The following is a 22197-nucleotide window of genomic DNA, read 5'->3' as shown; positions in this document are numbered from 1 at the left end:
CGCGCTCAAGCGGCGCAGCCGGTCAGGAGGCGATGAGCCCGACGACGAAGGCGACGATCACGATGCAGCCCACCGTGCCCCAGGTCGCGACCTTGACGAAGCCGTTGTAGGTCTCGGTAGCTGCCTTGATGTCGTTGCCCGAAGCCATTGTCTCTTTACCCCAAAACCGTTTCTTTCCACATGACCGTAGCCGCCCCTCCCGTCCCGCTCAAGGGGGAAGAAAGTCCATCATGGTGGGCTTGATCGAGCAGGAGGCGATTGCTCCGCGCGATCTGCCGACAGCCTTAAGCGGGTATTTACCCGTTTGCTCTAGAAGCGGGCTTTCTACCCGAGGAGGCTAAGCAAAGCGGCACAATCATGGCGGATCTGGACCAACGCCTTCTCATGCTCATCGACGATGAGCCCGCGCAGAGCCGACTGATCTCGGCGCTCGCTTCGCGCGAAGGGTGGCGCACGCTCATCGTGCGCGATGCCGAGACGGCCATCGCGACGCTCGGCACCCGGCAGGGCATGCAGCTTTCCGCGATCATCCTCGACCAGTGGGTGCCCGGCGACGACGCCTGCGCGCTGATTTCCGAACTCAAGGCCCGCCGCCCGGCGCTGCCGATCCTGATGCTGACGGCCAGCACCTCGCCGCTCCTTGCGGTCGAGGCGATGCGCGCAGGCGCGACCGACTATCTCGTCAAGCCCGTCGCACCCGACAGGTTGATGCACGCCCTGCGCTCGGCGACGACACGCGAGGCCCCGCGCGACGAACTCGCACCGCTGACGGAAAAGATGCCGTCGAACCCCGATTTCGAATCGATGATCGGTGCGGCCCCCAACTTCCGCAAGGCGCTGGCCGTCGCCGCCAAGGCTGCGCGCGGTCATGCTCCGGTGCTGATCGAGGGCGAGAGCGGATCGGGCAAGGAAATGCTCATCCGCGCGATGCACGCTGCATCACCGCGATCGCGCATGCCGCTGCGGATCATCAACATCGGCGGCGTACCCGCGAACTCCATCGAATCCGTGCTGTTCGGGCACGAGAAAGGCGCATTCCCCGGCGCGTTCGACCGCCAGATCGGCGCGCTCCAGCACTGCGACGGCGCGACGCTCGCGCTCGACGAGATCGACCGCCTGCCCGAATCCGTTCAGGAGCGCCTGCTCGAAGCGGTGAAGAAGGGCGATTGCCGCCCCATCGGCGCACGCCATTCGTTCCGCGTCGATGTGCGCCTGATCGCGGCGAGCAACCTGCCGCTTGCCGACCTTACAGACCAGGGCCACTTCCTGCCCGAACTGCTGACGGCGCTGTCGCCCACCAAGGTGCTGCTGCCGCCACTGCGGGAGCGTACCGGCGATATCCCCGCCCTCACCCGCTTCTTCCTCGCGCGCATCGGCGAACAGCCGGGCCTGCGCGAGTTGGGCATCACCGACGGCGCGCTCTCGCTGCTGGCCGCCTACGACTGGCCGGGCAACGTGCGCCAGCTTCAGGCGGTGCTGTTCCGCGCGGCGGTGTTCTGCGACGGTGACGCGCTGACCTCGGAAGATTTTCCACAGCTTCTCAACATACTGGGCACAGGTCCATCCACAGCCCCGCAAGTGCCTGAAAGCGCGGGCGTCATGCTCTACACGCCCGATGGAAACCTGCGCCCGCTCGACGAGATCGAGGCCGACGTCATCCGCCTTGCCATCGGCCTCTACCGTGGCCGCATGACCGAAGTGGCGCGTCGCCTCGGCATCGGGCGCTCGACGCTCTACCGCAAGCTCAGCGAACTCGGCATCGACAACGCCGCCTGAGCCGTCCAGTCTTCTCCCGAGAACGGGAGAGATGGATGGAAACGGTGGAGCGGCTTGCCGCAATCGAAGCGATCAGGCAGGTCAAGGCGCGTTACTTCCGCGGCGTCGACAATCAGGACAGCGCTCTTGTGCGCTCGATCCTCGCCGAAGATTGCGTGCTCGACTATCGCGGCTGCTGCACCGACCCGGCCACCGGGATCGACCACCTGCCGATGATGAACAAGGTGATGGAAGGTCGGGCAAGCTGGCCGGACGCCGTTCCGTCGGAAGGGCCGCGCCTTGTGACCGTCCATCAGGGCCACGACCCTGACATCACCGTCGACAGCGAGAGTTCGGCCAGCGGCATCTGGGCCTTCACCGATCGCCTGTTCCTGCCGCCGGGAGGGCCTTTTTCGCAACTCACCGGCTGGGGCCGCTATCATGAGACTTACGTGAACCACGGCGATGGCTGGAAACTGCGCACGACCCGGATCGAACGGCTGCGGGTGGAGGTGGCGTGACCGCATTCTCCGGCCGTACCGCGCTTGTGACCGGCGCCGCATCCGGCATTGGCGCGGCTTGCGTCGAATGGCTCGCCAAGCAGGGCGTGGCGCGACTGCTGCTCGTCGATCTCGATGGCGACAAGCTAGATGCGCTTGATCCGGGCTGTGAGTGCCTGCGGTTTGCGGGCGACGTTGCCGACCCAAAGCTGTGGCAGCGGATCGGTGCGGCCTCCGCAGGACTGGACCTTGCCGTGCTGAATGCAGGCGTCGCGGATTCCGGCACCCTCGTCGATTTCGACTTCGCGCAGTGGCGCAAGGTCTTGAGCGCCAATCTCGACGGCATGGCCCTGTCGCTCGGCTGCGCCATGCGGGGAATGCGGGAGAACGGCGGCGCGATAGTCCTCACCGCCTCGGTCAGCGGACTGAAGGCGGAACCCGGAACCGCCGCTTACGGCGCGAGCAAGGCGGGCGTGATCCAGCTTGCCAAGGTCGCCGCGAAGGAAGGCGCGCCGCTCGGCATTCGCGTCAATGCGATTGCGCCCGGCGGCGTCGACACGCCAATCTGGGATCAGGTGCCGATGTTCCGCGATTTCGTGCAGGAACAGGGAGGACGAGAAGCCGCCATTTCCGCGATGGGCAAGCTCGCCACGCCGCTCGGCCGCTATGCCCGGTCCGACGAGATCGCCGCGCAGATCGGCTTCCTGCTCTCGGATGCGGCGGCGACGATAACGGGCACCGTGCTCGTCAGCGACGGCGGATATTCGCTCTGACATGCAAAACCGGGCCGCGCGATGTGCGCGGCCCGGCCAGGAGTACCGTCAGGGACGGGTGCAGGTGTCAGAGACCTTCGATGTAGACCGAGGGCACGCGATAGCCGCGCTTCACCATGGCCTTGGTATAGGTGCCGCGTTCGTGACGCAGTTCGGAGCCGTATTCCTCCCAGGCGTCGCGCTGGTCCTCGATGTCGCTGGCCTTGCGCAGATCGGTGGCGAGTTCCTTCTGGCTCTCGTTCACGTTGGCGCGATAATTGAACCAGTGCTTGTTCTCGATCCCGCCGAGAGGGCTCTGGATGATGCGGTTTTCCTCGACGCGGGCGACGCGCTCCTCGTACATGGCCGGGACAACGGCCATAGCAGTGGCGGGAACGATGGCGAGCGCCACGGCAGCGGCGCGGAACATGATGGTCTGCTTCATGGGTGAATCCCCTTTGTCGCTTTCCAGTGCGGAAGGCGGAATTGCCTCACGCTCGGTGGGACAAACGGGCACAAGTGCGATTGGCGTCCGGCAAAAGGACGAAACGAGGCGTCAACGGGACGTTTTGCAGCGCGGCATAGCGTTGTGATGCCACGGTCACATAACTTGCCCCCGCGGTTAATCTGGCAGAAATCTGCGGTTCATCCGACGTGCAGGATGGGAAGCCTCAATCCGGCAGTTGCGAGAAGTCGGTCAGTGCAGCGTCGCGCAGCCCACGCCAGACGCGGACGGCCTGCACCGTTTCGGGCACGTCATGCACGCGCAGGATGTGCGCACCCGCATCCATCGCCTTGACCGCAAGCGCCACCGAGCCACCGAGCCGCCGATGCGCCGGAGCCTCGTTGGACAACGCACCGATCATCCGCTTGCGGCTGACGCCGACCAGCAGCGGCTGGCCAAGCGCATGGAACAGCGGCAGCGCGTTGAACAGCGTGAGGTTCTCCGCCAGCGAGAGGCCGAAGCCGAAGCCCGGGTCGAGAATGATGCGCTCCGGCGCGATACCCGCCGCCACGCAGGCATCACGACGCTCCGCCAGCCAGTCGAACACGTCGAGCACCACATCGTCGAACGGCGTCCCCGAGTGCAGGTCGTCTGCCTTGCCCGGTGCGTGCATCAGTACCACGGGCGCGCCGGACGCGGCCGCCAGTTCCAGGCTGCGCGGATCATAGCGCAGGGCCGAGACGTCGTTGATGATGTGCGCTCCCACCTCCAGCGTCGCCTCCATCACTGCAGGACGGCGCGTGTCCACGCTGATCGCCGCGCCCATCGCCGCGAGCCGCTCCACCATCGGCACCACGCGCTTGAGTTCGTCGCCTTCCCACACGGCCGCCGCACCGGGCCGGGTGGACTCACCGCCGATGTCGATGATCGCCGCTCCCGCCTCAAGCATGGCAGCGGCATGTTCGGCGGCCGTCTGCGCATCGTCGAGGAACTTGCCGCCGTCGGAGAAGCTGTCCGGCGTCATGTTGAGGATGCCCATGACCTGCGGCTGCTCCAGCCGGATCGTCCGGGGGCCGCACTGGATGGGCGCATGGACCTTGCGCAAGTTCGCCCACTGCGCCTCCGCCGCCGCGCCGAGATCGGCCGGCAGAGAGGCGAGCGCGGCAGGCACCTGCGCGGTGGAGACCCGCTGGCGGGAGATCACGCGCCCGTTCTCGCGCACGATGATGGCGAACCGGCTCGCCCAGACCATCGCGCCGCCAAGGCGGATGGCCTCCCCCTCCTCGCTCTGCGGGCTTTCGGCGAGGGCGATCGGGCGGATGTAGAGCTTGCGGGTCATAGGCGCGCCTTAGCGCGCGCCGCCCCGGATTTGAAAGCCATTCGTCGTCCGGGCCAACCTGATCTCACGGCTCCGTGGCGAGGAGGTAAAGCTGGCGGATCGCGTCTATCGGCTTGATCTGGCCTTCGTGCTCCATGTGCCAGAACGTCCAGCCGTTGCATGACGGCGCGCCCTGCAGATCCTTGCCGACGCCATGGATCGAACCGTTGACGTCACCCGCCAGCAGCGAGCCGTCCGCGCGGACGGTGGCGACATGGCGACGCTTCTTGTCGAACAGCTGCGTGCCGGGCTCGATCCAGCCGGTCTCGATCAGCGTGCCGAACGCCACCTTGGGTGCGGTGCGCTTGGACTGCATGGTCTTAAGCGCGCTTTCGTCGAGCGGCAGCGCCATCTCGATGCGTTCCAGCGCGGCTTCGCGATAGTCGTTCTCACGCTCGCAGCCGATCCACTCGCGACCGAGGCGCTTGGCGACCGCGCCGGTGGTGCCGGTGCCGAAGAACGGGTCGAGCACGACGTCGCCCTTGTTGGTGGTCGCCAGCATCACGCGATAGAGCAGAGCCTCGGGCTTCTGCGTCGGGTGGACCTTGCGGCCGCCCTTCTTGAGACGCTCCGCACCATTGCAGATCGGCAGCACCCAATCGGAGCGCATCTGCAGTTCGTCATTGAGCGTCTTCATCGCGCGGTAGTTGAAGGTGTACTTCGACTTCTCGCCCATGCTCGCCCAGATCAGCGTCTCGTGCGCGTTGGTGAAGCGGGTGCCCTTGAAGTTGGGCATCGGGTTCGCCTTGCGCCACACGATGTCGTTGAGGATCCAGAACCCCATGTCCTGCATGATCGCGCCGAGGCGGAAGATGTTGTGGTACGATCCGATAACCCAGAGCGAACCTTCCGGCTTCAGCACGCGGCGGGCCTCGGTCAGCCAGTCGCGGGTGAACTGGTCGTAAGTCGCGAAGCTGGAGAACTTGTCCCAGTCGTTCGTCACCGCGTCCACGTGGCTACCGTCGGGACGCGACAGGTCGCCGCCGAGCTGGAGATTGTACGGCGGATCGGCGAAGACCATGTCCACCGACGCGTCCGGGATCGAGCGCATGGCCTCGATGCAGTCGCCGGGCAGGATGTGGCCGAGCGGAAGCAGCTCCTTCGGGGTGGGCGCAGGCGCCTTTGCCCGAATGCGTTCCCTGACCAAGATCTGACCCATGACTGCTCCGATAAACTGTGGATATGGCCCATAGGGTGATTCATCCGGAACTCCGCGTCAAGGCGCGACTCGCGGTGAATCCTTGTGATTCAGGTGTTCAGTTCGGAGGAACAAAACGAATCCGACACAAGATATCGAGTCAGGGCGAATCGGCGAGACTCAAGATGTGGTGGGTGTTGCCCTTGCGACTCGTGGATAACTTTTTGTCACAGCCACAAACGCGCCACGAACGAGCAATGCAGTTTTATGCAACCTCCGTCCGATACGTTGCATTTGCTACAACCGGCGCGGCGATCCAAATGGCACCTCGATGCTGCACCGCAGCAAGCCCATTATCGAAGGTCGCCTAGAATGTTTTCGCTTATCTCGCTCTATTTCGCCTACCGCCGCGACGTCGTCATGGCCGAGCGCTATGTCGCCGGTCTTGCCGAGCAGCCGGTCGCTGTCGAGCCTGCGGTTGAAACCGCACGGACCGCGGAAGTCCAGGCCTCGGAAGACCTCGCTCTCGCGGCCTAAATCGCCAGCGAAAGCTGCGCCACCGGCGCGAAGCTGCGGCGATGATGCGGGGTAGCCCCGTGCAGCCGCAGCGCCGCCAGGTGCTCGGGCGTGCCGTAACCGGCATTGCGCTCCCACCCGTAATGGGGATGCGCCAGCGCCAGATCGCGCATCAGCCGATCGCGGTGCTCCTTGGCGATGATCGACGCGGCCGAGATGCACGGCTCGATCGCATCGCCCCCGACGATGGCCCGGGCGGCCCAGCGCCATTCCTCGCGCCGCCCATGCGGCGTCATGTTGCCGTCGACCAGCACTTCATGCGGATCCTCGCCCAGCACCTCGCATAGCGAGGCCACGGCGCGGGTCATCGCCAGCATCGTCGCCCCGAAGATGTTGAGGCGGTCGATCTCCTCCACGTCGACCACGCCCACCGCCCACTTACAGCGCCGCTTGATCGTCGCCTCCAGTTCGGAGCGGCGGGCCGCGGAAAGCTTCTTGGAATCGTCCAGCCCGGCGGGACGCGGCTTGCAGAGCAATACCGCCCCTGCCACAACCGGGCCCGCAAGCGGGCCACGACCGGCCTCGTCGACGCCGATCACGTAACGTTTCGTGGCTGAAGGCTGCGGGGTGGAACCCGTGAGAGGTGCAAGCATTGGGCCTGTCATGATCGCAAGACGTCTCCTTGTCGCCCTATCGCCGCTAGCCGTGGCGCTCGCAAGCTGCGGCAGCGCCGCCACCGGGGAAAAGGCAACCGCCGCCGCAGTCGAAACCAACACTCCCTTCAAGGTCGAGACGCTCGATCAGTTCGACGAACCCTGGGCCATGGCGTTCGACGAAGGCACCGGCACGCTGTTCGTGACCGAAAAGAAGGGCGCGATGCGCTTCCGCACGCCCGACGGCCGCCTAGGCACCGTCAGCGGCGTACCCAAAGTGGACTACGGCGGCCAGGGCGGCCTCGGCGACTTCATCTTCGCGCCCGGCCAGACCGGCAAGACCCTCGACCGCCGCGTGGTATATCTGAGCTGGGCGGAAGCGGGCGACGGCGACACGCGCGGCGCGGCGGTGGGCAAGGCAGACCTCGTGTGCGAGGCGCCGACGCGGTGTGCGCTCCAGAACCTCGCCGTGATCTGGCGACAGACGCCGAAGGTCAGCGGACGCGGGCACTACTCGCACCGCCTGCGCTTCTCGCCCGACGGCAAGTACCTCTTTATCGCATCGGGAGAGCGGCAGAAGTTCACCCCCGCGCAGGATCTCGGCACCAACCTCGGCAAGGTGATCCGCCTGCTGCCTGACGGCACGCCCGCTCCCGGCAATCCCTATGCCGACAAGCCCGCGCCGACCAACCAGATCTGGTCCTACGGCCACCGCAACATCCTCGGCCTCGCCTTCGATCCGCAGGGACGGCTGTGGGATCTGGAACACGGCCCGGCGGGCGGCGACGAGCTGAACCTCGTCAAGCCCGGCGCCAACTACGGCTGGCCGCTGGTGTCGGACGGCGATCATTACGATGGCAAGAAGATACCCCGCAATTCGACCCGGCCTGACCTCGCGCAGCCCGCGATCAGCTGGAACCCGGTAATCGCACCGGGCGACTTCATCTTCTACACCGGCGACATGTTCCCCGCGTGGAAGGGACAGGCGCTCATCACCGGCCTCGTCGCCACCGGTCTCGTCCGTGTTAAGATCGATGGCGAAAAGGCCAGCGAGGAAGCGCGCTACCCGATGGAGAACCGCATCCGCGAAATCCGTCAGGGTCCGGACGGCGCGATCTGGCTGCTGGAGGATGGCGAAGGGCCGGACAGCGGCCACCTGCTCAAGCTCACCGCCGCAGGCTGACGCGGCGAATTGAATCGACAAAGGCGCGGCGCGCTCCTATCGCGCGCGCGCCATGACCCAGACCCAATCCGAAGCCGCCACGATCATTCCGCTCGACAACGTCGATCCCGCGCTCGTCGAAGCACTGCTCGATGCCGCCTTCGAACCGGAGCGTCATAAGCGCACCGCCTACAAGGTGCGCGAAGGTACCGACTGGCTCCCCGCGCTCAGCTTTGCAGCGCTCGACGGCAACGAGATGCTGGTCGGCACCATCCAGTGCTGGCCGGTTGCGCTCAACACGCCCGAGGGACGCCCCTTCCCGATGATCATGGTCGGCCCGGTCGCCGTCATGCCCGGCCATCAGGGCATGGGCTATGGGCAGGCGCTGATGTCGACCAGCATGGCGAGCATCGACGACCGCGCGCCGCTGCCGCAGGTCATGATCGGCGATCCCGAGTACTACGGCCGCTTCTGGGGTTTCTCCAACGAAGGGACCGAAGGCTGGGATCTCCCCGGTCCCTTCGAGCGTCGCCGCCTGCTGGTGCGCTGCGCGAACACCGCCGTGCTGCCGGAAAAGGGCATGCTCGGCCCCTGGTTGCGCTGACGCAACAGGGAGCGCGGGCATCTGGACCTTGGCGCACGCGCCCCTATCTGGCATCGCGAAACGATGCCTTATGAACCGCCTCCCGAACTCGCAGCGCTGAGCCTTGCCGAAGTCGCCGACCTCGTAGCGACGCGCAAGCTTCCGCCGGTCGCGGAATGGACGCCGGAAGCCCAGGGCGATAGCGAGATGCGCATCGCCGCCGATGGTCGCTGGTTCCATCAGGACGGCGAAATCCGCCGCCCCGCCATGGTCCGCGCCTTCGCCTCGCTCCTCACGCGGGACGAGGCCGGACAGCATTGGCTGGTCACGCCGATGCAGAAGCTGTCGATCGAGGTGGAAGATGCGGCCTTCATCGCCATCGACGTCAAGCGGGAGGGAGACGCCCTCGCGTTTCGCCTCAACACCGACGACCTCGTCATCGCCGGTCCGGAACACCCGATCACCGCCGAAGGCGACGCCGAAACGCCGGCGCTCTACGTCGCCGTGCGCAATGGCACCCGCGCGCGCCTGAACCGCAGCACTTATGCGCAACTGGTCGAGATCGCGCTGGAAGGCGACGATCTTTCGGTCGGCAGCAAGGGCGTCCGTTTCCCGCTGGTTCCCGCATGAGCGCCCTGTTCGAAGAAGTCTCCCGCCGCTTCGAGGCAGGCCACACCGGTGCGCCGCCACGCCTCTGGAGCGATCCGCGCATACACGACATCGAGCGCTTCACGCCCGCCGCCGTGCTCGTCGCCATCACCGAGCGACCGCGTCCCGGCGTCCTGCTGCTCCACCGCCCCTCCAACATGCGCGCGCACCCCGGCCAGATCGCCTTCCCCGGCGGCCGCGTCGATCCGGGCGAGAACGCGGTCGAGGCTGCCCTGCGCGAGGCGAACGAGGAACTCGGCATCTGCGCGAAGGACGTGCGCGTGATCGGCGAAAGCGACCTCTATCGCACCGGCAGCGGGTACGAGATCACGCCGGTCGTCGCCGTGATCCGGGCTGACGTCGACATCCATCCCAACCCCGCCGAAGTCGCGCAGTGGTTCGAGGCACCGGTCGATTTCGTGCTCGATCCCGCCAACCAGCTGACGCGAACCGTCGACTGGGAGGGCCGCAGGCACAGCTTCATCGAGATCACCTGGAACGATGCGCGGCAGGACCATGTGATATGGGGCGTCACCGGCGCGATCCTGCACAACCTTGCCGGACGGCTGAATTGGCCCCATGAACCGCGCCGGAATGACTGACCTGCTCGAAGCCCCCTGGATGCACCGTGAAGACCTTGCCGCGCTCGTCGCCGCGCTCGGTGTGGACAACGCGCGCTACGTCGGCGGCGCCGTGCGCGACACCTTGCTCGGCCTGCCGGTCAAGGACATCGACATGGCCACCACGCTGCTGCCCGAAGCCGTCATCGAACGGCTGGGGGGAGCCGGGATCCGCAGCGTGCCGACCGGCATCGAGCACGGCACCGTCACAGCCATCCTGCCGCACGGACCCGTCGAGATCACGACGCTGCGCCATGACGTATCCACCGACGGCCGCCGTGCCACCGTGGCCTTCGCCAGCGACTGGCGCGAGGACGCCGCCCGCCGGGACTTCACGATCAACGCGCTCTACGCCGATCCTCTGACCGGCGAGATCTTCGACTGGTTCGGCGGAAAGGCAGACCTCGATACCCGCCGCGTGCGCTTCATCGGCGATGCCCGCCAGCGCATCCGCGAGGATCACCTGCGCATCCTGCGGTACTTCCGCTTCCAGGCGCGCTTCGGTTCGACGCCCGCCGATGAGGAAGCCGAGAGCGCGTGCGCGGAACTGGCCGCGACGCTCAAGGGCCTGTCGCGCGAGCGTGTCGGCATGGAAATGATGAACCTCCTAAGCCTGCCTGACCCGGCTCCGACGGTGCGGCGCATGGAGGAACTCGGCGTGCTTGCGGTGATCCTGCCCGAAGCCGATCCGAAGGCGTTGGCGGCGCTCGTCGAGGTCGAACATGTTCGGCCCGATGCTCTCCGGCGCCTGGCTGCGCTGCTGCCTGCACAGCCCTCGCTCGCCGAACAGGTCGCATCACGCTTCCGACTGTCGGCTGCCCAGAAGAAGCGCCTTTCGCTCGCCGCTGCGCGTGACGGTGAGCCGGGTGAGCCCCGCGCCCTGGCATATCGCCTCGGCCGGGAGGCAGCGCTGGACCGGCTGCTGATCGCTGGCACGGACACCTCAGCACTGACTGATTGGGAAATCCCCGCATTCCCGCTCAAGGGCGGACAGATCGTCGCGCGCGGGGTCGGCGCCGGACCGGATGTGGCGCGCATCCTGCGCCGGGTCGAGGAGCGCTGGATCGCCGAGGCCTTCCCCGATGCAGCCCGCGTCGAGGCCCTCCTTGACGACGTGCTCGCTGAGGCGCGCGCATGAATCTCGGCGATCTCGGCGGCTTCCTGTTCGAACAGCCGCTGCTGTCGCTGACGATCCTCGCCATCCTGCTGGCGGTCGGCGCGGGCATGATCGCCGCGAGCCGTCCCCGCCTTGGCCGAGCCATGCGCAATACGGCCTACCTCGGCCTTGTCGCGGCGCTGTTGCTGACGGTGGCGGAGCTTGCCGGGCACAACAGCCGCTCCGAAGCCGCACTCTGGCTCGACGCCACGCGCCCCGCCGAGATCGTCGGCAAGGAAACGGTCGTCGCGATGCGCGCGGACGGGCACTTCTGGGTGGAAGCGGAACTGAACGGCGAGCCGGTCGAATTTCTGATCGACACAGGGGCGACCTACACCGGCGTATCTCGCCGCATCGCCGAGAAAGTGGGCATCCAGCCCGACGTCGAGGATCGGGGGATGATCCTCGAAACGGCGAACGGCTCCATCGTCGCAAGGCGCGGCACGGCGGATTCTCTGCGTTTCGGTGGGATCGAGGCCAACGCGCTTACCATCGCCATCGGCCCCGACAACGAAGTCGACACCAACGTAATCGGCATGAACCTGCTCTCGCAACTCGCCGCGTGGCGCGTCGAGGGTAACCGCCTGATCCTGACACCAAAGGCACGCACTGCCCGGACTTGAGGCGACAAAGTCAGCCTTGCGAAAGCTGGCCTGTGCTAGACCTGCTTGCATGAGCCTTTCCGAAATCCTCAGCTTCCTTGCCGGACAGCCGCTGCTGGCGCTTGCCTTTGCGGGCATTGTCGCGAGCGTTGTCGGCGGCATGCTGCGGCGGCCACTGCCCCTGTTCGGCGGCTTCCTGCGCGGGCTCGGCAATCTCGGACTGCTGGCGGCGATGCTGCTGACGATCGCGCAGGTCACGCGGCTGACTACCGGCACCGACTTCGCGCTCCCCCAACTCGGCATCGAGCGTCAGAGCGTGGCGGGCGGCGAAACGCGGGTGCCGATGCAGCCCGACGGTCACTTCTGGATCAGCGCCACGCTCAACGGAGTGAAGCGCGATTTCCTCGTCGATACCGGAGCGACGTTGACAGCCATTTCACCCGAGACGGCTCAGGAAGCCGGGTTGAAGGCCAATCCGCTCAACCGCTCGGTACTGATGCGCACCGCCAACGGCACCGTCGAGGCGCAGCTTGCAGTGATCGACGAGCTGCGGATGGGGAACGTCGTGGCGCGAGAGATCGACGCGGTCGTCGCGCCTGGCCTCGGCGATGCGAACGTCATCGGCATGAACCTGCTCTCGCGCCTCGCAAGCTGGCGGGTGGAGGGCAAGACGCTGATCCTCGTGCCCCATCATCCGCAGGAAACGTGACCCGGCGCTAACCCTGGAACTTGTTGTCCCGCGGGAATCCCACCGGAGGCAACCGGCCCGCTGCACCGCGCGCGACCTTCCAGAGCGCCATGTCCTTCTCGGTCCGCGTGCGGCCGGTATCGCCACCCATGGTCCAGGACAGACCGTCCTCCAGTTTCAGCGTCGTCACGTCGGCCATGCCGCCATCGCGGTAGCGCTGGAGAGTGACGCCCTGCCCCTTGGCCATGACCGGCAGTTCCTCAAGGCTGAAGATCACCAACTTGCGATTGTCGCCGACCACCGCGACGTGGTCGTGCTCGGCCGGGATCTCACGCACGACCGTCAGCGTTACGCCGGGCTTGGTGGACATGACGGCGCGGCCCTTGCGGGTCTCGGCCAGCAGTTCGTCCATCTCCGCCGCAAAGCCACGCCCGATGTTCGACGCAAGCAACAGTTGCGCCTTGGGCTTGTAGGGCACGACGGCAATGATGTGCGCCTCCGCGTCGATGTCCACCATCGTGCGGATCGGCTCGCCGAAGCCACGCGCGCCGGGCAGCTTGTCCGCGCCCAGCGTGTAGAAGCGCCCGTTGTCGAGCGCGATCAGCAGCTTGTCCGTCGTCTGCGCATGAAAGGCATAGGCGGGACCATCGCCTTCCTTGAACTTGAAATCACCATCCAGCGGCACGTGACCCCTGGCCGCCCTGATCCATCCGCGCTGCGAGAGGATCACCGTCACCGGCTCCTTCTCGATCATCGCATCCATCGAGAACTCGACCGTCTTGGCGGCCTGCGCGATCGTGGTACGACGACGGCCGAGCGCAGTATCCTCGGCATAGTCCTTGCGCAGCATTGCGAGATCGCGCTTGATGCGGGTGCGCTGGCGGGCCGGGCTTTCGAGCAGCTTGTTGAGATCGTCCTGCTCTTTAAGCAGTTCCTCATGCTCCTTGCGAAGCTCCATTTCCTCAAGCTTGCGCAAGCTGCGCAGGCGCATGTTGAGGATGGCTTCGGCCTGCCGGTCGGTCAGTTCGAACTCGGCGATCATCACCGGCTTGGGCTCGTCCTCGGTGCGGATGATCTCGATGATCCGGTCGAGGTTGAGGTAGGCGATGATGTAACCCGCAACCAGTTCGAGGCGCGAGGCGATCTTCTCAAGCCGGTGCCGGGTACGGCGAAGCAAGATGTCGATCTGGCTGTAGATCCACTCGGACAGCAGCAGCTTGATGCCCAGAACCCCCGGCGTGCGGTGCGAATCCAGCACATTGAAGTTCAGGCTGAACCGGCTTTCCAGCTCGGTCAGCTTGTAGAGGCTTTCCTTCAACAATTCCGGATCGACGTTACGGCTCTTGGGGACGAGGACGATGCGGATTTCCTCATCGCTCTCGTCGCGCACGTCCTCGAGGATCGGCAGCTTACGGTCGCCGATGAGGGCCGCGATCTGCTCGATCAGCTTGCCCTTGGGCAGCATGTAGGGAATTTCGCTGACGACGAGTTGCCACTGCCCCGCGCCCAACTTCTCGATCCCGGTCTCTTCCCACGAACCGTCGGGATTGCGCCCTGTGGAGAAGCGACCGCGCACACGGAAGGCGCCCTTGCCGGTTTCGTAGGCGTGGCTGATCGCCTCGGGGCTGTCGACCACGAGTCCGCCGGTCGCGAAGTCTGGGCCCTTGAAGACCTCCATCAGCTGCGCGTGCTCGGCGTGCGGATTGTCGATCAGCAGCAGCGTCGCGTCGATGATCTCGGCCACGTTGTGGCTCGGGATCGAGGTCGCCATGCCGACCGCAATGCCGGTCGCGCCGTTCGCCAGCAGGTTCGGGAACAGGCCGGGGAAGATATCCGGCTCGCTCTCCTCGCCATTGTAGGTCGGGATGAAATCGACCGTACCCTCGTCCAGCCCGGCCATGAGTTGGATCGCGGTCTTGGTCAGGCGTGCTTCGGTGTAGCGGTAGGCAGCGGCGTTATCGCCGTCGATGTTGCCGAAGTTCCCCTGCCCCTGCACCAGCGGATAGCGCAGCGAGAAGTCCTGCGCGAGGCGCACCATCGCGTCGTAGACTGAGGCGTCGCCATGCGGGTGGTACTTACCGATGACGTCGCCGACGACGCGGGCGGACTTCTTGTAGGCACTCGCCGGGTCCAGCTTGAGCTGGCGCATCGCCCAAAGCAGGCGGCGGTGGACCGGCTTCAACCCATCGCGCAGGTCAGGCAGCGAGCGGGCCGTAATGGTTGACAGCGCGTAGACGAGATAGCGCTCGGACAGCGCTGCATCGAAGGGCGCGTCGACGATGGCGTCGAACGGATCGGAGTCGTCGTCGGTCGTGGTCACCATGATAGGAACGTGTTAGCAACACCGCAGGCCGAGAGGAACCGGCCATCGCCAAGTTTTCCGCGATTCATTGCACTTGCGAAGCAGGCGGCTTCGTCAGCCGATCTGCATGTCGCGCACGACGCCCGGGATGCGTACCGCTATGCCATCCATCGCCTCGGTCACTTCGATCTGGCAGGAAAGGCGACTGGTACGCGTGACGCCGGCCGCGAGGTCCAGCATGTCCTCCTCATCGTCGGACGCGGGGACGAGCTTGTCGAACCAGTCGGGCGAGATGATGACGTGGCACGTGGAGCAGGCCATCTGCCCCTCGCACGTTCCCTCGAGCGGCATTCCGGCGTTCTGCGCGACTTCCAGCAGCCGCGAACCGGGCTCAGCCTGCGCCGTCACCCGCGATCCGTCGATATTCACAAACAGGACGTCAACCAAGTCATACTCCCTGCGCCGCCGCAGCGGCTTCTATTCTGGCGCAGGCATCCTCCACTTCCCGAAGTTCACTATATCGCCCGAATCCCAGACGGATAGAGCTTTTGGCATCCCTATCCGAAAGACCCAAAGCGCGAAGCACGTGGCTGGGGCGGCCCGACCCGCTGGCACAGGCCGATCCTGCCGAAAACGCCACGTCCCGCAACTCTGACATCAGACGGGCGACATCGAGCCCCGGCAGGCGCAGATTGAGGTTCCCGTGCCAGCGCCGGGTGGCCGAGCCGTTGAGCGTCCAGCGCGAGAGGATCGTCCGGGCGCATTCCCAAAGCAGCGCGACGTGCGCCGCATCTTCGTCCATCCGCGCCTTGGCGAGAGCCGCCGCAGCCCCGAAACCGGCGCAGAGCATCGGGCTCAGCGTTCCTGAGCGCAGGCCCTGCTCCTGCCCCCCACCGCGGATCAGCGGCGCGAGATCGAGCCCATCGCGAACCCACAGTGCGCCGATGCCCTTGGGTCCGTAGAGCTTGTGTGCGCTGATCGCGATCAGATCGGCGTCGGCCGGCGGCGTGATCTTGCCCGCGCCCTGCACCGCATCGCACAGAAACAGCGCTCCCGCCGCATGTGTGCGCGCGGCGAGGCGCTCTACCGGTTGCACCGTGCCGATCTCGTTGTTGACCTGCATCACGGCGACAAGGCCGGTATCGTTGGGCAGTGCGACGTCCACATGGACGAGCCCTTCGGTGTCGACCGGCAAGACCGCGAGCCCGGAATCGAGCGCCTGCGCGGTATCCAGCACGGCAGCGTGCTCGATCGCTGAGACGGCCAGCTTGCGTGCGCCGCTGCCGAGGATCGCAAGGTTGATCGCTTCGGTCGCCCCGGATGTGAATATCACCCGGCCACCGGGCGGCAGCAATGCGGCGACCTGCGCACGCGCTACCTCCACGGCTGCGGCGGCTGCACGACCGGGGCGATGCGGGCTGTGCGGATTGGCAAAACCTGTCGTTTCGGGCCCGCCGAGCCATGGCAGCATCGCCTCGCGCGCTTCGGGAGCGAGCGGTGTCGTCGCCTGATAATCGAGGTAGATCACGCGTTCACCTCGGCCAAGGCGGCGGCGAAAGCGTCGAGTTCCTCGGGCGTGGTGCTCCACCCTATGGATACCCGGACGGTGCGTTTGGCCAGATCCTCGCCAATGCCGAAGCCTTTGAGAACACGGCTTTGTTTCAGCGTTCCGGACGAACAGGCGCTGCCTGCCGAGATCGCGAAGCCCTTGGCGTCCATGCGGATCAGCATGGCCGTCGCCGAGATTTTCGGCGCAGCCACGGCGAAGATGTACGAGCACGGGACGCCGGGCTGGATCACTTCACCATGTTCCCGGAGCCGGTCCCGGAACGCCAAACGCTGCGCCTCACTGGTCGCCCATTGCCCGATCCCTCCGGCCTCCAGAGCCGCCGCGAAAGCCAGCGCTGCGGGAAGGTTTTCGGTGCCTGCGCGATAGCCGCGCTCCTGCCCGCCGGTCGGTTCCAGCATCGCGAAGTCGCGCACCAGCAGCGCGCCGATGCCGACCGGGCCGCCCAGCTTGTGCGCCGAAACGACCACCATGTCGGCATCCGGCAAAGCCCACTTTCCCGCCGATTGCGAGCAATCCGCAAGGAACAGCCCGCCCCCTTCCCGGACCCGAGAGACTAGTGCATCGGACCGTGCACTGAACGGCACCAAGCCGTCACCGAGAAGCACCGAACCGGTCTCTGAGTTCACCGACTGCACCGCGACGACAGCCCTGCCCTGCCCAGCCAGCGCCGCAGCCAGCGCATCGCCGTCCACCTCGCCACCCACCACCGGCAGCACCTGCGCATCGGGTGCCGCGCGAAACACGGCGTCATGCTCGACCGCCGAAACCAGTCGCCGTTCCGCCTTGGCACGACCGAGCCCCAAGGCCAGCGCCTCGCTCGCACCCGAAGTGAAGAGCACTTCGCCCTGCCAGCCCAGCGCCGCCTTCACGCGGGCGCGGGCATCTTCGAGAGCGGCACGGGCGGCGCGGCCGGCGGCGTGGGGGCTCGACGGATTGGCCCATAGGGCGGCACCCTCCAGCCAGGCCTCGCGGGCGGCGGGGAGGAGCGGCGTGGTCGCCGCGTGGTCGAGATAGATGTTCGGAAAGGCCATTGTTTGTGAAAGTTGTCTTTAGGACGAAGATTTCTATATAGCCAACCTTCCTCTTTTCCACTCCCGCGACTTGTCGCTGCAAAAGCGACTCGCGGGAGTTTCAACAGGTCAGGCCGCAAACACACATGCCCGCAGTCATCTTCCCCGGTCCCGAAGGTCGTCTCGAAGGTCGTTTCCAGCCCGCAACGCGCCCGCGCGCGCCGGTGGCGATGATCCTCCATCCGCACCCGCAAGCGGGCGGCACGATGAACGACCGCATCACGCAGCACCTGTACAAGACGTTCGTGGCGCGCGGCTTCGCGACCCTGCGCTTCAACTTCCGCGGCGTCGGCCGCAGCCAGGGCAGCTTCGACAACGGCATCGGCGAACTGTCCGACGCGGCGGCAGCGCTCGACTGGGTGCAGTCGATCCACCCGGAAGCTTCGACCACCTGGATCGCGGGCTATTCGTTCGGCGCGCTGATCGGCATGCAGCTGCTTATGCGCCGCCCGGAGATCCGCGGCTTCATCTCGGTCGCGCCGCCCGCGAACATGTACGACTTCTCGTTCCTCGCGCCCTGCCCGGCCTCGGGCATCATCATCCAGGGCACGGGCGACACGGTGGTGACGCCCAACGCCGTGCAGAAGCTGGTCGACAAGCTGCGCACGCAGAAGCACATCACCATCCACCACGACGAGATCCCGCGCGCGAACCACTTCTTCGAGCACGAGACGCCGGAGCTGATGCGCTCGGTCGACAACTACCTCGACATGCGCCTCGCCCCGGATTGCCCGATCAAGTAACCGGCCGGACCAGAGATCGATAGGTCACGGATCAACACAGGCGTCGGAGCATCACTCCGGCGCCTGTTCCTTTTTCGCCTCGCTCGACAGCGATTTGCCCTCGCGGTTGGGCAGCGTCCAGATGACGATGTTGACGATCATCACCCCCGCCAGCACCAGCATCAGCCCCGCCTGCTTGCGATATCCCCCGCGCCGATAGAGCACGATGGCGCCCAGGATCAGGGCGATGACCGTCAGCACGAGAAGCGAGAGCGCGATGTCCATGGCGCTGTCCTAGCTCAGCCCGGCGCGGTTTGACACCCGCCTGTCGCGCCGCCATCGTCCGGCCATGACAGACACCCCCAACTCGATTTCCGGCCACTCGATTTCCCGGCGCAGCACGCTGCACCTGCTCGCCGCAGGAACCGCCACCCTTGCCATGCCGATGCGCGCCGTCGCCGCTGCCCAAAGCACCGCTTCGACCGGAGCCGACGCCCTGCTCGACAACATCGCATGGAGCCTGCTGGAGCACGTCCCCGAAACCGCCACTGGCCTCGGCGTCGACACCGGCGAACATGCTGGCCTGCGCGCCCGCATGGAGGACCGCTCCGAAGCCGGACGGCAGGCTTATGCCGCCACCTTGCGCAAGGCGCTCGCGCAAGTGGAAACGTTCGACACGACCGGACTCGACCACTCCACCCGCACCAGCCTTGCCGTAGTAAAGAGCGCATTCGCCACCTCGCTCGAAGGTTTCGCGATGCCGTATGGCGATGTCGCCGTGGGCGGCTGGCGCAACACGCCCTACGTCGTCATCCAGAACGTCGGCGCCTATCTCGACGCGCCGCGCTTCCTCGACGCCGATCACCCGATCAAGGCTCCCGCCGACGCCGATGCGTGGATCGCTCGCCTCTCGCAACTCGATGCCCAGCTTGATGGCGAGCGTGGCCGGATCGAGGCGGCGGCGGCCAAGGGCCTCGTCCCGCCGGACTTCCTGCTCGACCGCGCCATCGCGCAGATGACGAGCACGATCGCGGACGCGCGCAAGGACGGCGGCAGCCTCGTCACCTCGATCGCCGGGCGAACGGGGCAGATGACCGGGACGTGGGCTGCGGACGCGAAGACAATCGTCGCCACCGAAGTCGTCCCGGCGCTGGAACGCCAGCTTGCCGAACTCCAGCGTCAGCGCGGCGTTGCCAAGGGCGATCCTGGCATGCGCGAGCGTCCGCACGGCGCGGAGTTCTACGCCTGGGCCCTGCGCGCCAGCACGACGACGCGCGTTCCGCCCGAGGAAGTCCACCAGCGCGGACTTCAGGAACTCGCCGATCTCCATGCCCGCATGGACCCGATCCTGAAGTCGCTCGGCTACACGCAGGGCACCGTGGGCGCACGCATGACCGCGCTCGGCGAGGACAAGCGCTTCATGTTCTCCGAAGGCGATCCCGGTCGTACCGAGATCCTCGCCTTCATCCAGAAGCGCATTGACTGGATCCGTTCGCAGATGCCCCGCGCCTTCCGCGAGGTCGTTCCCGGCAATGTCGAAGTGCGCCGCCTGCCGCTTTCGGAGGAACCCGGTGCGCCGACCGCCTATGGCGGCGCGGGCTCGAAGGACGGCAGCGTGCCGGGCAAGATGTGGATCAACCTTCGCACCACCGACCTGCACCGCAAGTACGACCTGCCGACGCTGGTCCATCACGAGGCGATCCCCGGCCACGTCTGGCAGGGCGAATACGCCAACCGCCTGCCGCTGATCCGTTCGATCCTCGCGTTCAACGCCTATTCCGAAGGCTGGGCTCTCTATGGAGAGCAGTTGGCGGACGAACTTGGCGCCTATGACGACGATCCGGTCGGACGGCTCGGCTACCTACAATCGCTGGCGTTCCGCGCCTGCCGCATGGTGGTGGATACCGGGCTCCATTCGAAGGGCTGGACGCGCGAACAGGCCGTGCGCTTCTTCATGGAGAAGAACGGCAACAAGCGCGAGGAAGTGGTCAACGAGGTGGACCGCTATTGCTCGTGGCCGGGTCAGGCCTGCGGCTACAAGATGGGTCATTCGCAGATCGTGGCGCAGCGCAACCGGGCGCAGGACGCGCTCGGCGCGGCCTATGACCTGCGCGATTACGATCAGGCAGTGGTCGATGGCGGCAACGTGCCGCTGGATGTGCTGGCGCAGAACGTCAGCGAATATATCGCGGGCAAGACGCGCTGAAATGGATACGTCGTCCCGGGTCGATCCCGGGACGACGTTCAAAAGCTCAGCTCTTGCCGAACAGGCCCTTGGCCATGCCGGTCAGGTCGTCGATGACGCTGCCGTCGCCGTCCTTGTCGAAGAAGCTGGCGGCCTTGCCGGGATCGGCCGCGATGGCGCTGGCGAACTGGGTCAGCGAACCTTCGCCGCCGATCTGAGTGATGAGCTGCTGGATGGTGCCGACATCGAGGCCGCTGCGCTCGGCGGCCAGTTCTGCGGTGTCGCCATCCTGCTGATGCGCGATGCCGAGGGCGGCGATCGCCTTTTCGGCCACGCTCGGGTCGAGGCCCAGCTTGTTGGCGAGATTGGTCACGTCAGCGTGCTCGCTGACCTGGCCGAGAATGCCGTCGAAAAGTCCCATGTGCCTCACTCCATTTGTGGCGGACGGCATCGAATATGGGCCTAACCCGTGACGAACGGAAGGCACCAATTTGTCCACCCCGACGCGTCGTTCACCTGCCTTCACGCATCGACGAGATGCATGGCGTGCAATTGACGAATAGGGCAGCGCCGCCTAGCGCGTGAATTCACCTAGAGTATGGTTGGGCCAGCCGTTTCCATGGTGTAACCTGTTGAAAGAGGCGCGCCCGGTGCGGGCGCCCGGCAAGGATCTGTGCATGAGCCTTACGGCCACCGCCGTTGCGGTAATGATAAGTTCGGTGGCTCCGCAGGCCGTTGATCCGGCGACGACCGCTCCGACTTCGCAGCCTGCAACGGAAGCGGGCGCGGCTCCGCAGATCCCGGTATCACCCGATGTCGCGACTTCCGAGGTTCCGGCAGCACCCGCCGCAGATGCGCCTGCCGCCGGGGCGCAGGATGCCGCTCCCGCCGCAGGCGCGGGCTCCGAAATCGTCGTCATGCCGCGCAAGGCGCCGCCGCCAGAAGACCCGCTGGAGCGGATCAACGAACAGTCGTTCAAGACGGTGCAGGCCGTCGACAAGGCCGTGCTGGAGCCGGTCGCCAAGGTCTACAACAAGGGCTTGCCCAAGCCGGTGCGGCAGGGTCTGCGCAACTTCTTCTCGAACCTCGGCGAACCGGTGGTCTTCGTCGCATACCTGCTGGAACTGAAGCCCGGCAAGGCGTTCGAGACGGCGGGGCGCTTCGCGATCAACACCACGATCGGCGCGGCGGGGTTCGTCGACATGGCGAAGCGCAAGCCGTTCAACCTGCCCTACCGCCCCAACGGCCTTGCCAATGTGCTCGGCTATTATGGCGTGAAACCAGGACCTTACTTCTACCTGCCGATCGTCGGCCCGACGACGCTGCGCGATATCATCGGCGATTCCGTGGACCGCTTGCTGCTCCCCGCCGCCGTGGGCAGCCCGTTCAACAAGCCGGAGGTCGTGATCCCCTCGACCATCCTCAGCCAGCTGGGCGAGCGCGCCGCGTTCGACGAGCAGATCCGCGATATCCGCCAGCAGGACAACCCTTACGCCTACTACCGCGAGCTGTATCTGAAGCAGCGCGAGGCGGAGATCGAGGCGCTGCATGGCCGCATCGTACCGGATGCTCCGGCGGTCTACGGCCCGGGCATGAAGACCGCAGGCAAGCCCAAACCCGCAGAAGAGGCCGCTCCCGCAACTGCTCCTGACACGCCGACCGATGCCACGCCGCCGCCTGCGGAAGCACCCGCGACGGCTCCCGAGCCAGCGCCCGCAACCATGCACTGAACGGCACCTAACCCGCACTGAA

Annotated in this window: 25 protein-coding genes; 14 read left to right on the top strand and 11 right to left on the bottom strand. The window is 66.3% G+C overall.

From position 1 onward, the window contains the following. Window positions 1-22 precede the first annotated feature (22 nt). The gene (locus tag LO787_RS16670; protein WP_232492117.1) at window positions 23-148 is read right to left on the bottom strand and encodes an aa3-type cytochrome c oxidase subunit IV; all 126 of its coding nucleotides are present in this window, start codon (window positions 146-148) and stop codon (window positions 23-25) included. A gap of 209 nt (window positions 149-357) precedes the next feature. Between LO787_RS16670 and LO787_RS16665 the strand changes: the two genes are divergently transcribed. The 3 genes from LO787_RS16665 to LO787_RS16655 are packed head-to-tail and all read left to right on the top strand — an operon-like array spanning window position 358 to window position 3028. Continuing rightward, window positions 358-1776 carry a sigma-54-dependent transcriptional regulator gene (locus LO787_RS16665; RefSeq protein ID WP_232492116.1) on the top strand — a complete coding sequence of 473 codons (1419 nt, stop codon included), beginning with the start codon at window positions 358-360 and terminating at the stop codon, window positions 1774-1776. A 35-nt stretch (window positions 1777-1811) separates the two neighbouring features. Then, on the top strand, window positions 1812-2276 hold the full coding sequence (locus tag LO787_RS16660) for a nuclear transport factor 2 family protein (RefSeq protein WP_232492115.1): 465 nt from the start codon (window positions 1812-1814) through the stop codon (window positions 2274-2276). Next, window positions 2273-3028 carry an SDR family NAD(P)-dependent oxidoreductase gene (locus tag LO787_RS16655; RefSeq protein WP_232492114.1) on the top strand — a complete coding sequence of 252 codons (756 nt, stop codon included), beginning with the start codon at window positions 2273-2275 and terminating at the stop codon, window positions 3026-3028. The genes LO787_RS16660 and LO787_RS16655 overlap by 4 nt, the downstream gene beginning before the upstream one ends. A gap of 67 nt (window positions 3029-3095) precedes the next feature. Here the strand turns inward: LO787_RS16655 and LO787_RS16650 are convergent, their stop codons facing one another. From LO787_RS16650 to LO787_RS16640, 3 genes are all read right to left on the bottom strand, one after another. Next, entirely contained in the window at window positions 3096-3452 is a 357-nt protein-coding gene (locus LO787_RS16650) for a hypothetical protein (protein WP_232492113.1), read from the bottom strand. Between the two features lie 226 nt (window positions 3453-3678). Next, window positions 3679-4791, bottom strand: a complete 1113-nt coding sequence (folP, locus tag LO787_RS16645) for a dihydropteroate synthase (RefSeq protein ID WP_232492112.1) — start codon at window positions 4789-4791, stop codon at window positions 3679-3681. 64 nt (window positions 4792-4855) lie between these two features. Beyond that, window positions 4856-5989 (bottom strand): site-specific DNA-methyltransferase, encoded by a 1134-nt coding sequence (locus LO787_RS16640; RefSeq protein WP_276574167.1) that lies wholly within the window; start codon window positions 5987-5989, stop codon window positions 4856-4858. A gap of 351 nt (window positions 5990-6340) precedes the next feature. Between LO787_RS16640 and LO787_RS16635 the strand changes: the two genes are divergently transcribed. Next, window positions 6341-6505 (top strand): hypothetical protein, encoded by a 165-nt coding sequence (locus LO787_RS16635; RefSeq protein ID WP_232492111.1) that lies wholly within the window; start codon window positions 6341-6343, stop codon window positions 6503-6505. Here LO787_RS16635 and LO787_RS16630 read toward each other — a convergent pair. Continuing rightward, a complete protein-coding gene (locus LO787_RS16630) occupies window positions 6502-7137 on the bottom strand; it encodes a ribonuclease HII (RefSeq protein WP_232492110.1) in 636 nt (211 codons plus the stop codon). The two genes, LO787_RS16635 and LO787_RS16630, sit on opposite strands and share 4 nt — an antisense overlap. A gap of 10 nt (window positions 7138-7147) precedes the next feature. On the opposite strand from LO787_RS16630, the gene LO787_RS16625 reads away from it, so the two are divergent. From LO787_RS16625 to LO787_RS16595, 7 genes are all read left to right on the top strand, one after another. Beyond that, window positions 7148-8320 carry a PQQ-dependent sugar dehydrogenase gene (locus LO787_RS16625; RefSeq protein WP_232492109.1) on the top strand — a complete coding sequence of 391 codons (1173 nt, stop codon included), beginning with the start codon at window positions 7148-7150 and terminating at the stop codon, window positions 8318-8320. A gap of 52 nt (window positions 8321-8372) precedes the next feature. Continuing rightward, window positions 8373-8903: a GNAT family N-acetyltransferase gene (locus LO787_RS16620; RefSeq protein WP_232492108.1), complete on the top strand. Its 531-nt coding sequence runs from the start codon at window positions 8373-8375 to the stop codon at window positions 8901-8903. Window positions 8904-8966: 63 nt separating this feature from the next. Continuing rightward, complete coding sequence (locus LO787_RS16615; RefSeq protein WP_232492107.1) at window positions 8967-9512, top strand: DUF1285 domain-containing protein; 546 nt, start codon at window positions 8967-8969, stop codon at window positions 9510-9512. Next, window positions 9509-10132, top strand: coding sequence for a CoA pyrophosphatase (locus LO787_RS16610; RefSeq protein WP_232492106.1), 624 nt, complete (start codon window positions 9509-9511; stop codon window positions 10130-10132). Before LO787_RS16615 ends, LO787_RS16610 begins: the two co-directional genes overlap by 4 nt. After that, window positions 10125-11288: a CCA tRNA nucleotidyltransferase gene (locus tag LO787_RS16605; RefSeq protein ID WP_232492105.1), complete on the top strand. Its 1164-nt coding sequence runs from the start codon at window positions 10125-10127 to the stop codon at window positions 11286-11288. The genes LO787_RS16610 and LO787_RS16605 overlap by 8 nt, the downstream gene beginning before the upstream one ends. Next, complete coding sequence (locus LO787_RS16600) at window positions 11285-11929, top strand: retropepsin-like aspartic protease family protein (protein ID WP_232492104.1); 645 nt, start codon at window positions 11285-11287, stop codon at window positions 11927-11929. The genes LO787_RS16605 and LO787_RS16600 overlap by 4 nt, the downstream gene beginning before the upstream one ends. Before the next feature lie 49 nt (window positions 11930-11978). After that, the gene (locus LO787_RS16595) at window positions 11979-12617 is read left to right on the top strand and encodes a retropepsin-like aspartic protease family protein (protein WP_232492103.1); all 639 of its coding nucleotides are present in this window, start codon (window positions 11979-11981) and stop codon (window positions 12615-12617) included. A 7-nt stretch (window positions 12618-12624) separates the two neighbouring features. Here the strand turns inward: LO787_RS16595 and parC are convergent, their stop codons facing one another. From parC to LO787_RS16575, 4 genes are all read right to left on the bottom strand, one after another. Further along, window positions 12625-14919 (bottom strand): DNA topoisomerase IV subunit A, encoded by a 2295-nt coding sequence (gene parC / locus LO787_RS16590; RefSeq protein ID WP_232492102.1) that lies wholly within the window; start codon window positions 14917-14919, stop codon window positions 12625-12627. Window positions 14920-15012: 93 nt separating this feature from the next. Continuing rightward, window positions 15013-15345 (bottom strand): 2Fe-2S iron-sulfur cluster-binding protein, encoded by a 333-nt coding sequence (locus LO787_RS16585; RefSeq protein ID WP_232492101.1) that lies wholly within the window; start codon window positions 15343-15345, stop codon window positions 15013-15015. Window position 15346: 1 nt separating this feature from the next. Next, the gene (locus LO787_RS16580; RefSeq protein WP_232492100.1) at window positions 15347-16426 is read right to left on the bottom strand and encodes a cysteine desulfurase family protein; all 1080 of its coding nucleotides are present in this window, start codon (window positions 16424-16426) and stop codon (window positions 15347-15349) included. Beyond that, complete coding sequence (locus LO787_RS16575; protein WP_232492099.1) at window positions 16423-17499, bottom strand: cysteine desulfurase family protein; 1077 nt, start codon at window positions 17497-17499, stop codon at window positions 16423-16425. Before LO787_RS16575 ends, LO787_RS16580 begins: the two co-directional genes overlap by 4 nt. 125 nt (window positions 17500-17624) lie before the next feature. Between LO787_RS16575 and LO787_RS16570 the strand changes: the two genes are divergently transcribed. After that, on the top strand, window positions 17625-18281 hold the full coding sequence (locus LO787_RS16570; protein WP_103095607.1) for an alpha/beta hydrolase: 657 nt from the start codon (window positions 17625-17627) through the stop codon (window positions 18279-18281). Between the two features lie 51 nt (window positions 18282-18332). On the opposite strand, the gene LO787_RS16565 is transcribed toward LO787_RS16570, so the two are convergent. Next, a complete protein-coding gene (locus tag LO787_RS16565; protein WP_232492098.1) occupies window positions 18333-18545 on the bottom strand; it encodes a hypothetical protein in 213 nt (70 codons plus the stop codon). A 64-nt stretch (window positions 18546-18609) separates the two neighbouring features. Here LO787_RS16565 and LO787_RS16560 point away from each other — a divergent pair, with 64 nt between their 5' ends. Next, the gene (locus LO787_RS16560) at window positions 18610-20466 is read left to right on the top strand and encodes a DUF885 domain-containing protein (RefSeq protein ID WP_232492097.1); all 1857 of its coding nucleotides are present in this window, start codon (window positions 18610-18612) and stop codon (window positions 20464-20466) included. A 46-nt stretch (window positions 20467-20512) separates the two neighbouring features. On the opposite strand, the gene LO787_RS16555 is transcribed toward LO787_RS16560, so the two are convergent. Then, on the bottom strand, window positions 20513-20866 hold the full coding sequence (locus LO787_RS16555) for a hypothetical protein (RefSeq protein WP_232492096.1): 354 nt from the start codon (window positions 20864-20866) through the stop codon (window positions 20513-20515). 256 nt (window positions 20867-21122) lie between these two features. Between LO787_RS16555 and LO787_RS16550 the strand changes: the two genes are divergently transcribed. Further along, the gene (locus LO787_RS16550; protein WP_232492095.1) at window positions 21123-22175 is read left to right on the top strand and encodes an MlaA family lipoprotein; all 1053 of its coding nucleotides are present in this window, start codon (window positions 21123-21125) and stop codon (window positions 22173-22175) included. The last annotated feature ends 22 nt before the right edge of the window (window positions 22176-22197 follow it).

It is taken from the genome of Novosphingobium kaempferiae (genome assembly GCF_021227995.1).
Taxonomy (GTDB): domain Bacteria; phylum Pseudomonadota; class Alphaproteobacteria; order Sphingomonadales; family Sphingomonadaceae; genus Novosphingobium; species Novosphingobium kaempferiae.
The sequence above is the reverse complement of the archived record's forward strand: the minus strand, read 5'-3'. Positions and strand labels throughout refer to the sequence as shown.